We start from the raw sequence: 13,747 nt of genomic DNA on the forward strand, positions 1-13,747 counted from the left end.
AATCATGACCATTTAATGGTTAATTGAAGAGTTTTAGTCTTCCTGACCAGAAGGGCATAGATATGGAATCCTATGATTCTTGAGCCTAATGCCCGGAGGCTGCCGCACTTCTTGCTATCTTGTCTATCAAACGTGGCGCAAACAGTTTGAGCAGACGCCCCAAACGACCTCTCATCGAGGTGATAAGTAGTCGGCCTCGACTGGATATCACTGGCACCATCATCTTGGCGCACTCCTCCGCCGAGAGTATCTTCGACTCCTGCACAGTCGAACCACCTAATGGCTGTCCATGGCTATCCAGGGCAGGTTTATGTATCTCAGAGACGACAAAATCCGGACAAATAGTGGTAACGGCGACATTATCATCGACAAGCTCGATTCTAAGTGAATCGAAGAAGCCTATTACCGCATGTTTTGAGGCTGCATATCCTGAACGGGTAGGCACCCCGGTGAGGCCTGCTACCGAGGCGACGATAACCACCTGACCTTGATTTCTCTTGAGTTCGGGTAAGGCTGCATGGGTCAAATAGGCAGGGCCTAAGTAATTAACCTTCATGATACGTTCAAGAATATCAAGCTCGATGAGATCATCGAACTTAGAGCACATGGTCATGCCCGCGTTGTTGACTAAGATATCGAGGCGACCGAAATACTCGATACTGGTATCGACGAGTTGTTGACATTGTGACTTACTGGTGACATCTGCGACAAAAATGCAAGGCTCGTGTCCTTGACTGGCAACCTCGTGAGCGAGTGAGAGTAATCTGGACTCATTTCTCGCACTCAAAACTAACTTACAGCCCAAGGGTGCCAAGGCGAGTGCCAGCGCTCGTCCTATCCCTTCAGAGGCTCCTGTGATTATGATGACTTTATCTGTCAGGCCTTCCATATTCATTCCTTGAATAATGATTTTATCTAAGTATATAGCATAGATAAAATCACACACCGAGTTCAAAGATTGAATATTTGCTAACTCATGCTGTCAGACGCTGAGATACCGATCTGCTGGGCCGATAACTGGACAGAGGTTGGGGGCGTCCTATGGCATAACCCTGGGCGTAGTTAATTCCTATCTCTTGCAATTTATCGATAATATCTTGATTTTCCACAAATTCAGCAACGGTCTCTATGCCCATAACACCACAGACATCATGGATAGACTTAACGATGGCGTAGTCTTTCGCATTAGTGGCTAAGTTTTTCACGAAGCAACCATCTATCTTCACATAGTCAACAGGCAGCTCCTTGAGGTAACCATAGGAGGCGAAGCCACTACCAAAATCATCTAACGCGAAAGAGAAACCCAACTTCCTCAGGTATTCAAGCATATCCATGGCCCGATTTCGGTTCTGGATCGCACTGGTTTCGGTGATCTCGAAACAGATACACTCACTGGGTATGGCGAAACGCTCGAACTGCTCGATAATGTAATCCACCATGCCCTCAGCGCCTAGGCTATTGCCCGATAGATTAATAGAGATACAGTGGTCTTCCCAGATATCTTCATGCAGAGATAGCCAGAGAAAAGCCTTTCTAATCACTTCTTTATCAACATCAGTCATCAATTTAAAGCGCTCAGCGGCGGCAATAAATTGCGCCGGAGCTAATATTCGTCCACTGGGCTCTTGAATACGCAGCAAGATCTCCATCCGCTGTCTATGCTTGCCCGAGCCCATACCTTTAATAGGTTGATAGTAAAGCAAGAGTTCATTGTGCTCTATCGCCTGACCAATTCTTACCGCCCACATAGGCGCATTACGCTGACAGATCAGTTCTTTATCTTTATCATCATAGAAGTGAACCTGATTACTTCCCTTACTTTTTGCGGCAAGACAGGCAATATCGGCATCTTTCAATAGCTCTTTCGCCGAAATGTAAGGCGCCCTGGCTATGGCGATCCCGGCACTGACACCGACCTTATAATGGCAGGCATTATCCCGCAACACTTGCATCGACACACTGGCAACTATACGTTTGGCTAACTGAGCCACCTCCAAGGCGCTATGATCCCGGATGGCTAAGCCAAACTCGTCACCACCTAGTCTGGCTAGCATCTCATCTTGAGTCAGGCAAGATTGCATCGCTCTGGCCACCATGGCCAGCATCCTGTCTCCCGCGCTATGGCCACAAGAATCATTAATTAACTTGAACTGCTCTAAGTCAAAATAGCAAATAGCGATCGATTGAGCGCCAAGGCTAAATTCCTCCAACCTCTCTTCGAAAGCCCGGCGGTTAAGCAGGAACGTGATCGGGTCAAAGTTGGCTCGCTGACGTAATTTACGCTTGAGCAGCTCCTCCTGAGTGATGTCTCTGAGCAAAATAACGCTTCCCATCACTAACTGCTTATGATTAAGCAGGTTACTTATGCTGCGTTCCATTATCCGTGTCGATTCGCCTTGCAGCTTGAGTTTACTCAGTACCGGGGCCTGTGCTCGACTCGCCATAAACTTGAACAAATCTTCATTGATACTCTTATCTGTTTTAAGCAATACATCGACTGTTACCCCTATAGCATAGGGACTCTTTACCCCGAGTAACCGCTCCGCCTGAGGATTTAAGTACACCACCTTGGCCTTTATGTCGGTCAATATCACAGCTTCGGCAATCGACTCTAAGGTGGTTTTTGAACGTTCTTTCAGTTGAAAAATCTTTGCCAACAAGGTATTAATCCTGTCAGCCATCACCACGAGTTCGGAGCAACCACCCCCTATCAGAGGCGTATAAGTCTTAGCCGTGGGATCGATCTCCTCCAGCTGTGTCATCAAGCGATGAAAAGGACGTATAAACCCTAAGTTCAACCAGATATAACCTGCAATGAGTATCAATATCCCCACACAAACGATGCCTATCGATACCAGATCATATTTTAATTGTACTTGGTTGAAAGCCTTATCAGAGAAGCTGACTTCCAGGTGCACAGGCTTATCATAGATCAGGCTTGGTAACTCGAGGACTGAGGTGTCCCTAATCGGGTTAGCCCGTAAATCTGGCGCGGCACCATCTAGGATAATTATCCGGCTCACTATGCCTTGTAAGCCATAGCTCGATAGATATTCAGCGGTCAGCTTCCTCACCATAATGACCGACCTATCTGGCTCGATCGGCACAACACTCACTATATAGCCGATGCCTTTATCCATATACACACCCGAATGGGAAGAAGTCCCGTGTGACAGATAACCGGGAATAGGCTTGAGCTCAAATGACATCACGTCGTCATAGAGTGGAGAAAATGGCTTTAGCTGCCCCTCATTGAGGTAGAAGAGGCTGAGATGCTCAGATATCCTGCTCGCTCGCCAGGCTTCATCTAAGGTAACTCTCTTAATTGGGCTTAGCTCCGACAGGGGCACAGCATAGATATTGGCGAGTAACTCCAGCTGCTTGATATCTTTATCCAGCTGAGATTGTATGGTGACTAACTCAGTGTTATAAGTGCTTAGCTTTAAAGACTCGACCCTATGATCGAACCACATGCTTAAGCAGTAGGAAACAGAAATCATTGCAGGCATGCAGAAGCCTACAACAAAGACGATCAGTTTTTTTCCTATATGCATCTTATCTCGCAGCGATAAACGTTGAAAATTAACGGCGGAAGCCACTAAATTGAATAGCGCTTCCATAACTTCGACATGCAAAATACCCCATTTACATCACGGATAAAACCCGTTTCGCTTTGCCCGTTGCTAAAGTAGGCAATAGAGTGCATTTTTTCCTAGCAACCTCTCTTGATATAGCTCAGTAAGACGACCAATAAAGAAAGAAACAATCATAATTAATCCAAAAATGAGATGTGACACTTTCGTGATACTTTCTTATCTAACTTGTGATTAAGTCGCGACAACCCGGTGACATCACTTTGTAACAATCAAATGATACCTAATCGATTCGTCTACAAGGAGATCCACCATGAATCTAAACCACGCCACTCGCCTGTTAATACTCGGCAGTATGATGAGCATTCCAGTCTCTGCCGCCGATTTAGAGATAAGCATCACCAACTTGACCCATGGCAACCACTTTACCCCTATCCTCATCACAGCCCACGGTGATGCCAGTCATCTTTTCCAATCCGGTGAGATGGCCAGTCCCGCACTGCAGAAGATGGCAGAGGGAGGAGACATTGCCGACTTAGCCGCAGCAGCGATGGGCAACAATGAGATAACGGTGGAGAATCCGGCCATGGGACTCTTGGCAGCGGGTGCTAAAACCAGCGGCATAATGCTAGATACCCAGACGATGACCCATCTGTCGATAGTCGCCATGGTGTTGCCGACAAACGATGCATTCATCGGCCTGGACGCATGGGAGATACCAACAGCAGCAGGCACCTATACACTTAACCTCAATGCTTATGATGCCGGCACCGAAGCGAATGATGAAATTATCAATGGCGGCGGCATGCCAGGTACACCGGGGATCCCGGCAGCACCAGGAGGCGATGGCGGCACTAATGGCACCGGCGTAATGGACAGCAGCAGTAATACAAACGTCCATATCCATCCGGGAGTATTAGGTGATACCGATACAGCAGGTGGCATGAGTGACGTCGATAGTCGCATCCACAGATGGCTGAACCCGGTCGCAAGAGTCGTCGTGGTCGTTAAATAAAGGGGCTAAATCATGAGCATAATCAAACAAATGACCCATAAGCGACTCACAGCATCTCTGGTGTTCGCCACCCTGTTTACTCTGAGTGCATGTTCAGATAATGACAATGACTCCATGGAGACACCCGAACCGCCACCAGTTCCTACACAAGATTACCGAGTCACAGTGACCAACTTGACTGCCAATCAACCCATGTCTCCCATTGCCTTAATACGACACCAGGCAGACATGACAGCATGGCAAACAGGCGGGGCAGCGAGTCTTCCTCTGGAAACCTTAGCCGAGTCTGGTGATAGCACTGGCTTTGCCGATATGGAAGGTATCGATGCGCTCGTCAAGGGTCAGGGAATTTTACTCCCAGGAATGAAGGAGAGTATCGAGCTCAAGCTTAGCCCGGATGAGGTCGCCTCAATCTCGGTGCTAACCATGTTAGTTAATACCAATGACGCCTTCGCTGGACTAAATAGCGTGTCTCTGGTGGATCTAGCGGTTAACGCCACAGTGAAATTCAGCTCCATCGCCTACGATGCAGGCACCGAAGCCAACTCCGAAGCCAAGGGAACCATTCCCGGACCTGCGGACAGTGGAGAAGGATTTAATGCCATGCGAGACGATGTCGACAGGGTCCATGCTCATCCAGGTGTCATCAGCGCCGATGATGGATTAACCGACTCGGTATTATCTGCCTCCCATAGGTTCGATAATCCTGTTCTGACTATCTCAATCGAACGATTGAGATAAACACGACGAGATAATTATTCGAAATAAATATCGCCCGAGTCAGGTCTATTGATTTACGGATCTGCTTTGGGTGACTCAAGATGAATGGAACACAGAAGGTATTTGGTGAACACTACAGCCACCACATATTAATCGTGGAAGATGAGCCTGATCTGGCTAACTTGATCAAGCTCAATCTCAATACCTTAAGCTATGGCGTGTCCCATAGCACCACATTGAAACATGCCAGAGAAACATTAGAGGTAAAGCAATTTGATCTCATTCTCATCGATCGCATGCTTCCCGACGGAGATGGCATCATGTTGTGCCAGCAGCTCAGAGAGTCGGGCCAAACAGTGCCATGCATGATGTTGACGGCTAAAGATTCTGAGGCCGATATCGTACTCGGATTAGAAGCGGGAGCAGATGACTACTTAGTTAAACCATTCAGCGTCTTAGAATTGAGGGCTAGGGTCAAAGCCTTGCTGCGCAGGAGCCACCAGATAGAAGATCAGCAGGAATCACAGCTGGATTTTTATGGTATTACGATTAACTGTACCACACGAGAAGTGATTGCCTTCGATACCACTTTGGAGCTCACGGCCAGAGAATTTGATCTCTTGCTGTTTATGGCTAAGCATCCCAAACAAGTTTTCAGCCGCATGCAGCTGCTTGAAGCCGTGTGGGGTTACTCATATAGCGGATATGAACATACGGTCAATAGCCATATTAACCGCCTAAGAGCCAAATTATCCCATTGTGCATCGACTGCCGATCTGGTGAAAACCGTTTGGGGAGTTGGATATAAATTCTCACCACCAACCCAAGCCATGAACCATTAATGAATCTGGATGATGAGCTCGATAAACTGGTGAATAGATCTAAGGGCTAAACCATGAAGAGTTTATTTAGTCGACTGCTCTTGTCGGCGAGTATGATTGTTTTCATCTTAATAGTAGCGGTTTGGCAATGGTTTCAATTCAGCCAAGACTTTAGCCGTAATCAAGTACAGCAATCTCTGCACCAAGAGTTAGCCCTGCATATGGCGCACATCAATCCCTTACTGTCTCAAGGGATCACCTCAGATGCTGCATTAAAAGAAGCCTTTCATGACTTCATGCTTCTGGGACCAAGTTTCGAGATTTACACCTTAGACATTCAAGGCAACGTCATCGCCTATGATGCAAACAAAGAGAAAATTAAACGCCCACAGGTATCGACTCAACCCATAGAAGCCTTTATCGGAGGTGGTGAGCTACCAATTAAAGGCATGGACCCTCGTTCACTCGATAGCAATAAGATATTCTCCGCCGCCCATCTGCAAGATGCCGCAGGCAAGATCACTGGTTACCTCTACGTCATCATAGGCGGCGAAGATTTTGATATGTGGCAATCCTTGGTCAGTGAACACCAGGCGCCGCGGATCTGGGGAGGCATGCTCATAGGTTCGAGTATCTTCGCCTTACTGTTATTCGCCCTACTGGCCAGATACTTAACCGCCCCTCTATCCAGGCTTGAACAAGACCTGCGTCTGGTAGAAACCCAAAGACTCGCCGATGGCTTAAGCCTATCTCACGATTACCGGGGTAGCATAGAGATCCGTCAATTAAGCTTGCATATAAAACGCTTACTCAAGGAGATAAGTGAGCAGCACCTCGCCATCAATCGCCAGCAGCAAGCGAGGCATGATTTCATGCTGCATCTATCACATGATCTTAAGACCCCGCTGACTTCACTGCAGGGCTATATCGATACCTGGCTATTACTGCCTGCCAATGAACGCAGCAGTGACCTCATCGAAGTCGCCGCCAACTCAGGCAAATATATACAGCAACTTCTGAGTCAGATGTTGGAGCTAGCTGCACTGGAGAACGGCCAGATAACGCCTGATTTTAAAGAGACCAAGCTGAGCTTATTACTGGAAGAATTAAAGCAATACTTTGCCCCTCGTGCCATGACACAGAAGGTGCAGCTCGACTTCGAAGTAGACACGAACCTATCAATTTTCACCGATCCTCAGATATTGATGCGAGTCCTGTCTAACCTGGTCGATAATGCGATTCGTTATACGCCATCGGGTGGCATCATAAGTATCAAGTTGATCGTCGCCAACTCCAGTCCGGAAGTTCAAAGCCACCAGCGTATCTGGCTCAGCGTATCCGATAACGGCTCTGGCATGCATAAACATGAGCTGCAGGCACTGCAACAGATGCGTAATAAACCTAGCTTTAAACGTGATGATATCTTGCCTCAACTCGGAGTCGGGCTAGCGATAGTGAGACAATTGCTAGGCCTGCTCGAGTGCAATATCGATATTGATAGCACCCCGGGAGAGGGCAGCTGCTTCCAGATTGAGTTACAGAAAATTTAGTTTGAATTTGAGTTATGCATATAAATGAGAGCAAAAAAAGACCCGCCTTGTAGGCGGGTCTTCTCGAATAACGTATCGCTACTGCTTTAGCTATAAGTTACTTATGGTATTGAGCCGACAGCTCATGCACAGACTTGATGAATGCGCCAGCATGCTCAGGATCGACATGTTGATGGATACCATGGCCTAAGTTAAATACATGGCCGGCTCCTTCACCGTAGCTAGCAAGGATTTGATCCACCTCCTGATGAATACGCTCAGGTGAAGCATAGAGTACCGAAGGATCCATGTTGCCCTGAAGCGCGACTTTATGACCGACACGGCGGCGTGCGTCGCCAATATCTACTGTCCAATCCAGACCCAGTGCATCACAACCTGTCTCAGCCATAGACTCTAACCATAGACCGCCACCTTTAGTGAACAGGGTAACAGGAACCTGACGACCGTCGGCATGACGAGTCAGGCCGTCGACGATCTTCTGCATATAACGCAGTGAAAATTCACGGTAGGCATGGTGAGACAGTGCGCCGCCCCAAGAATCGAAAATCATCAAAGATTGAGCACCGTTAGCGACTTGTGCATTCAGATACAGAATCACAGAATCGGCAAGCTTATCTAACAACATGTGCAGCGTGGCTGGTTCTTCGTAGGCCATTTTCTTGATCTTTTCGAACGTCTTGCTTGAACCACCCTCAACCATGTAAGTGGCAAGTGTCCAGGGAGAGCCAGAAAAACCAATCAGCGGGACTTCACCCTTAAGCTCACGACGAATAGTGCTTACGGCACGCATCACATAACCTAACTCATCTTCCGGATCCGGAATGGATAGCTTCTTGATGGCATCGATAGTGTCGGTCGGACGCTGGAAACGTGGGCCTTCGCCAGTTTCGAAATATAGACCTAAACCCATGGCATCTGGAATCGTCAGAATATCAGAGAATAAGATAGCGGCATCTAAATCATAACGACGTAGTGGCTGTAGCGTCACTTCACAAGCTAGATCCTGATCCCGACAAAGAGACATGAAGTCACCGGCCTGAGCGCGGATGGCTTTATACTCTGGCAGATAACGGCCAGCTTGACGCATCATCCAAACAGGAGTCCTGTCGACAGGTTGTTGCAATAACGCACGTAAATAACGATCATTCTTTAGTTCTGCCATTTGGCTTGATTCCTAAACTTATAGTGATATCCGCTTGGGTCGCTAGTTTAGCATTTACGTTAATAAAGTAACCTTAATCTGAGTATTTATGTGACAAAGCCCCCCAGATACGAAATTTCCCCCCTATGAGCCGCCTCAGTGCACTCTCCAGCATCATAAAGTAAAATATCCTGACAAAAAATAGTGTTAATGTTCTCAATTTGACAGAAAAAAGTTGCACACATCTCCAGCCTTTGGTATAAAAAGTCTGCGCTAGCAAGAACAATCAAGAAGCTCGTCGCATCGAGCCCGCAAAACCTTTACTCGCCCAGCGATAGATTTCTATCGCTGGGCATTTTATTTTCTAGGGGATTCAACTCTCTATCCCACTTCGTTTTCTGTATACAAAACAGCCATCTTAACTATTTACGAATATCTCACTTATATCAGCGAAAATGGTTGATCAATACCCTGTTTGTCACCTACATTAGAAGTCAGGGAAGCACTTTAAAACGGGAACTATCATGTTAAAACAACTCGAAAAAGCTGAAAGAAAATGGGGCGGCTCTAACACTCTTATCGATCATTGGCTTAATAACCGTCGCCAATTACTGATCAACTATTGCCAAATTGCCGGTATCCCGCCCTATGAATCGACTGAAAAGTCACTTCCTACCGTTAAGACAGTTAAAGAATTTTGTGACCTGTTAGTGGACTATGTCTCCGAAGGGCATTTCGAAGTTTATGATCGAGTTGTCACCGCATGTGAGAGAAATGGCACATCGAGTAAATCTCTTGCGCAGAACCTAGTCCCACGAATAAGTGAAACCACAGATTCGGCTCTAGATTTCAATGAAAAGTATACCGAATCAGTCGATGACCAAATCCTATATCAACTTGATAAAGATCTGTCATCACTGGGCCATGCAATGGAAACCCGTTTCGAATTAGAAGATGAGCTACTGGAAGTGCTGCACACTAAGCACTCATAATTCTCGAAATAGATATCAGTTATAGCCCATAACTAATAAGAGTAAAGTAAGCACCAGCCAAGCTCCCCGTCTTTCTTGGCTTTCTTTTACCGCTCTTCAAGAATCGCAACTTTCACCATACGGTAAATGATTAATGCGTTGCCCTCACCCGAGGTCAAGATCACGAAATCATCATTTGGGGTAAGCATTACCGAAGAAGCCCCGGTTAGTTCGCTGTATTTATCCTGACCCTCACTCGAATCACCCGCCTGTAAACTGTGTTTGAAAACCAAATGACCATTCGGTTCTCTGCTGAAATAATTCAATGCACCGTCCGCCTCCGCGGTAACAAACAGATGGTGACCGTCAGAGGTCAGTGCCAGGCTTCCGGCTCCAACCAAGGCTAAGCCTGAACCAAGCTCAGAACTAGAGTCATCAGTGTCCGTTAACGTCTGCATATGCAGATATTGCCCGCTATCCTCACGCTTAAAAACCATAAGCGAACCTGTGCCTGAACAAGCTACATACAGCCAATTATTATCTTTAGAGACGAGCAAACTCTGTGGGTTTACTAATGCATCTAAGCCATGTTCTCCTTGATTTATGGTTTGTAGCCATACCAAGTTGCCGCTGGAGTCTCTAGTGAAAATGCTTATTGAGTTATCTTCAAATGCCGAGGTAAATACCTGAGAACCGTCCGGAGATACCGTTACTCCCACGGCTCCACTTAGCCCGTATTCATCTCCATCGAGTGACTTGTTGTGACTACTGAACACCTGTCTGAGCTTGGCCTTACCATCATCGGTAAGATCGAACACGCTCAAGCTACTGCTCTTATAGCTAGTCACGAATACTTGCCTGGGATCGGATGTTATTGCCACATCCCAAGCGCCAAGTAACCCAAGGGTATCCAACTCTCCAATGGAGCGCTCATCTTTAAATATTCGCTCCGGTCTAAGGCCATCGCTGAGCAGTTGATGAAATGACCAAGTATTATCTTGCCCTCTTTTTAGCACAAGCAAAGAGCTGCCATAGAAGCTAACGATATAGGCATATTGCCCATCGCCTGAAAGCACCAAATTAGAGGCTCCGGCCAGTACATCCATTTCACTATTTAGATGTGCAAGACTCAAATCACCACTTCGAATCACTTGCCTTAGGGTCGGCTTGAGCAATTTATCCAGGTCGAAGATAGTCACGGAATCATCATCGGCGCTCACGATTAACAGCTGAGTCTTATCCGGCGTAATGACGGCGGCGCGCGCATTGTCTAGACCTTCGACCCCAGCTTCACCCTGTCTGAGTACATGCACGGGATCCAAACGAATGTCGAAGAGGCTCAGATCTTTATAGTAAGCATCACGAGTGACGGAACTGCATGCCAATAGCAAGAGGCATAGTACGGCGAGTATCAGTTTTTGATTGAACATCTATTTAATCTTAATCGAGCTTTGTACTTGGGTATTAACACTTAAGGTAAATATATCTGGTCTCGAGTAATGTCCCACCACATCTAATGCCCGTTTAGAGATTGCAGCCAACTTGATATCTACCTCGGCGTAGAGTATGCCTTTCTCTTTTCTGAGGGGGCCTGCAATAATCTCACCGCCAGGGGCGACAACAACAGAATCACCTGGGTTAATCCATTCATCACTGTCTGGATACAAGTTATCTTTATCGGGAAAATCATCGGGGAGATCCCTATGTTCCAGTACCACTCCACAAGAGATCACCCAACAGCGTCCCTCCCGCGCTATATGTTGCATGGTGCCTAACCAGGCATCTCCGCTGTCATAAGTAGGAGCGATATAGATCTCAACCCCCTGCGCATAGAGAGTGTACCTTGCCAGAGGCATATAGTTCTCCCAACAGAGTAAAGTGCTCAGCCTGCCTGCGGGTGATTCGACCACCTTAAGACTCGAGCCGTCGCCAAACCCCCACACCATACGTTCGGGGTTGGTAGGCATCAGTTTTCTGTGTCGGTTGACTAGTTTGCCCTCCTCAGAAATGACGACTACTGTGTTATACAGGGTCGCCCTGCTGCGCTCATTATCTCGCTCATTGAGACCGCAAACCACAGTCACCCGATTAGCTTTGGCCGCAACGCACAAGGGAGCCAGATCACCGCCCTCAATATTAACTGAGCTTTCAAGCAATAGCCCATGCAATGCCTCACTCGTCCCCCAATCCATACCAGGCCTCAGCCGCCAGATCCATGCAGGATACCCGGAAATAAAGGCTTCAGGAAATACCACCAGGTCGGCACCTGACAAGGCCGCCTCTTGAATAAGCAGCACGGCTTTGTCTATGGTTTTATCACGATTTAATACGATCGAAGACTCTTGAACTATGGCCACTCTAGACATATAGATCCCATCCATCAGCAAAGCAGTAACAGGCAACTGGTAACTGGTAACTGGTAACTGGTAACTGGTACACCTTATTAAAGCTAGCCGAACAGGGCTATAACGCTAGTCTTTCTTCTCTATGGTGATCTCTAATATCTTACTGTCTGTGGCAAACCATTTCTGCACATAGAGGGTTCCAAGCACGGGGGCCTGACCCGGCTCCGGCATCTCCTGGTAGCGCACGCTATTTTTAGTCTCTTTCTCATATTCAAACTTAAGGGTTTTCTTAGTCATATTTTTTCTGATTGCCCGTACATACTTAGCTAAAGATTTTGATAAACTAACATGACAGGAATTCAAAAGCAGCTCACCATGTCTAAACTAATACCAGTTCCATTAAGTAAATGATCATTCAGCGGGAGTTAAAAATACTGTAGGCAAGTAAGGGGATTGAAGCTAATAGTTATTCTCGGCAACAAGCTCCTGCGTTGCTCTCGATAATTGCTCCTGCATTATTCTACCTTCACCCGTCCGTGGGCTCGTACCTCCTGAATCCGTTCAGTCGTATATCGAAAGCCACTTGCGCAGTATAAAGTGTTTTTCCCTTTGCCTTAAACATCAGCCGCACTACGTGAGCTTCTCAGGACTTTTACTTCTGTGTTGCACAGTCTCAAAAGGGAATAACCATTTCCTCAACAATGCGCCTTGAATTAAAAGCCCTGAGAGAGCTCTGAATTGATCATAAATTTAATGGAATTGGTATAGACCCGACGTCACTATTATTCATAGCGGGATCTTCACCCAATGGGATGAGCATGATGGTGCCCTGCCCAGATTAACCAAATCTACCGTGCATGTACCCGCAAAGATCGATATCGAATTTGGTTTCATTACCCGGATAAAAAAAGCAAAGAACCAGACACTCAGGTATTGCATCTACCATCCCGATATCCCCGATGCTGACGGCAATATCAGGCCCCCTTTCGATGGCGAGGTCTACGTGTAAGAAAATGATTGGAAGTTCTATCTTGGCGATACCATCTGGGCACCGGAGCAAAACAAGCTAGGTAATACCAATCGGTATAAGAAAGTGACCACACCTTTATACCGATTGGTATAAGCATGACCTTAGAGCTCAAAGGCAAGGTTATAGCCGAGAAGACCTTCAAGGTACATATGCTTGATAACCCTCCACAAGATGGCACTCAAACCAAAGCTAACTCTGATATAGAAAAAGTGGCTTCATTCTGGAAGAAGCGTGGACTTTAGGGCTTTCCCCCCTATCAAGCTATTTCTTTCCTAAACGAAAAAAGGCTCATCACTGTCTCTAATAAGAAGTGATGAGCCTTTCGTCTTTATGCACGAAAAAGCCCCTAGCATTTCTGCTAGGGGCTTCATCTGAATGTGGCGGAGAGATAGGGATTTGAACCCTAGACGGGCTATAAACCCGTGCCGGTTTTCAAGACCGGTGCATTCGACCACTCTGCCATCTCTCCGAACGCCGCTGATAATAGGGATTGTTGACCTTGATGTAAAGGGGGAAAACGCACAACTGGGCAAGAAAACATCATAAATTGCAATTATTTTA

At 46.8% G+C, this 13,747-nt stretch carries 11 protein-coding genes, 1 tRNA gene and 1 pseudogene; 6 read left to right on the forward strand and 7 right to left on the reverse strand.

Annotated features, from left to right (window positions below; all coding sequences use genetic code 11):
* Nucleotides 1-85: 85 nt before the first annotated feature.
* Together FS373_RS23890 and FS373_RS23895 are read right to left on the reverse strand one after the other, a co-directional pair.
* Nucleotides 86-889 (reverse strand): SDR family oxidoreductase, encoded by an 804-nt coding sequence (locus FS373_RS23890; protein WP_144048330.1) that lies wholly within the window; start codon nt 887-889, stop codon nt 86-88.
* A gap of 85 nt (nt 890-974) precedes the next feature.
* Nucleotides 975-3,554 carry an EAL domain-containing protein gene (locus FS373_RS23895; protein ID WP_144049141.1) on the reverse strand — a complete coding sequence of 860 codons (2,580 nt, stop codon included), beginning with the start codon at nt 3,552-3,554 and terminating at the stop codon, nt 975-977.
* A gap of 352 nt (nt 3,555-3,906) precedes the next feature.
* Here FS373_RS23895 and FS373_RS23900 point away from each other — a divergent pair, with 352 nt between their 5' ends.
* From FS373_RS23900 to FS373_RS23915, 4 genes are all read left to right on the forward strand, one after another.
* Nucleotides 3,907-4,608 (forward strand): spondin domain-containing protein, encoded by a 702-nt coding sequence (locus FS373_RS23900; protein WP_152830777.1) that lies wholly within the window; start codon nt 3,907-3,909, stop codon nt 4,606-4,608.
* 12 nt (nt 4,609-4,620) lie between these two features.
* Nucleotides 4,621-5,349 (forward strand): spondin domain-containing protein, encoded by a 729-nt coding sequence (locus FS373_RS23905; RefSeq protein WP_144048332.1) that lies wholly within the window; start codon nt 4,621-4,623, stop codon nt 5,347-5,349.
* Nucleotides 5,350-5,429: 80 nt separating this feature from the next.
* Nucleotides 5,430-6,170, forward strand: coding sequence for a response regulator transcription factor (locus FS373_RS23910; RefSeq protein ID WP_144048333.1), 741 nt, complete (start codon nt 5,430-5,432; stop codon nt 6,168-6,170).
* Nucleotides 6,171-6,223: 53 nt separating this feature from the next.
* Nucleotides 6,224-7,699 (forward strand): sensor histidine kinase, encoded by a 1,476-nt coding sequence (locus FS373_RS23915; protein ID WP_144048334.1) that lies wholly within the window; start codon nt 6,224-6,226, stop codon nt 7,697-7,699.
* 97 nt (nt 7,700-7,796) lie between these two features.
* Here the strand turns inward: FS373_RS23915 and hemE are convergent, their stop codons facing one another.
* Complete coding sequence (gene hemE / locus FS373_RS23920; RefSeq protein WP_144048335.1) at nt 7,797-8,861, reverse strand: uroporphyrinogen decarboxylase; 1,065 nt, start codon at nt 8,859-8,861, stop codon at nt 7,797-7,799.
* Between the two features lie 503 nt (nt 8,862-9,364).
* Here hemE and rsd point away from each other — a divergent pair.
* Entirely contained in the window at nt 9,365-9,832 is a 468-nt protein-coding gene (rsd, locus tag FS373_RS23930; RefSeq protein ID WP_144048336.1) for a sigma D regulator, read from the forward strand.
* An 86-nt stretch (nt 9,833-9,918) separates the two neighbouring features.
* Here rsd and FS373_RS23935 read toward each other — a convergent pair whose 3' ends face one another.
* The 3 genes from FS373_RS23935 to FS373_RS31640 form a co-directional block, all read right to left on the reverse strand.
* Complete coding sequence (locus FS373_RS23935; RefSeq protein WP_144048337.1) at nt 9,919-11,241, reverse strand: lactonase family protein; 1,323 nt, start codon at nt 11,239-11,241, stop codon at nt 9,919-9,921.
* On the reverse strand, nt 11,242-12,177 hold the full coding sequence (locus FS373_RS23940; protein WP_152830778.1) for a carbon-nitrogen hydrolase family protein: 936 nt from the start codon (nt 12,175-12,177) through the stop codon (nt 11,242-11,244).
* A gap of 105 nt (nt 12,178-12,282) precedes the next feature.
* The gene (locus FS373_RS31640) at nt 12,283-12,453 is read right to left on the reverse strand and encodes a hypothetical protein (protein WP_005496049.1); all 171 of its coding nucleotides are present in this window, start codon (nt 12,451-12,453) and stop codon (nt 12,283-12,285) included.
* Between the two features lie 499 nt (nt 12,454-12,952).
* Here FS373_RS31640 and FS373_RS23945 point away from each other — a divergent pair.
* Nucleotides 12,953-13,428 (forward strand): annotated as a pseudogene (locus tag FS373_RS23945) (DUF3859 domain-containing protein).
* A 136-nt stretch (nt 13,429-13,564) separates the two neighbouring features.
* Here FS373_RS23945 and FS373_RS23950 read toward each other — a convergent pair.
* A tRNA-Ser gene (locus tag FS373_RS23950) sits at nt 13,565-13,655 on the reverse strand.
* Nucleotides 13,656-13,747: the final 92 nt, after the last annotated feature.

The organism is Shewanella sp. YLB-07 (assembly GCF_009377275.1).

Bases quoted from the DNA above. Each gene is read 5' to 3' on its own strand.
- FS373_RS23890 (WP_144048330.1), bottom strand. From the start codon at position 889: ATGGAAGGCCTGACAGATAAAGTCATCATAATCACAGGAGCCTCTGAA.
- FS373_RS23895 (WP_144049141.1), bottom strand. From the start codon at position 3,554: ATGCATATAGGAAAAAAACTGATCGTCTTTGTTGTAGGCTTCTGCATG.
- FS373_RS23900 (WP_152830777.1), top strand. From the start codon at position 3,907: ATGAATCTAAACCACGCCACTCGCCTGTTAATACTCGGCAGTATGATG.
- FS373_RS23905 (WP_144048332.1), top strand. From the start codon at position 4,621: ATGAGCATAATCAAACAAATGACCCATAAGCGACTCACAGCATCTCTG.
- FS373_RS23910 (WP_144048333.1), top strand. From the start codon at position 5,430: ATGAATGGAACACAGAAGGTATTTGGTGAACACTACAGCCACCACATA.
- FS373_RS23915 (WP_144048334.1), top strand. From the start codon at position 6,224: ATGAAGAGTTTATTTAGTCGACTGCTCTTGTCGGCGAGTATGATTGTT.
- hemE (WP_144048335.1), bottom strand. From the start codon at position 8,861: ATGGCAGAACTAAAGAATGATCGTTATTTACGTGCGTTATTGCAACAA.
- rsd (WP_144048336.1), top strand. From the start codon at position 9,365: ATGTTAAAACAACTCGAAAAAGCTGAAAGAAAATGGGGCGGCTCTAAC.
- FS373_RS23935 (WP_144048337.1), bottom strand. From the start codon at position 11,241: ATGTTCAATCAAAAACTGATACTCGCCGTACTATGCCTCTTGCTATTG.
- FS373_RS23940 (WP_152830778.1), bottom strand. From the start codon at position 12,177: ATGTCTAGAGTGGCCATAGTTCAAGAGTCTTCGATCGTATTAAATCGT.
- FS373_RS31640 (WP_005496049.1), bottom strand. From the start codon at position 12,453: ATGACTAAGAAAACCCTTAAGTTTGAATATGAGAAAGAGACTAAAAAT.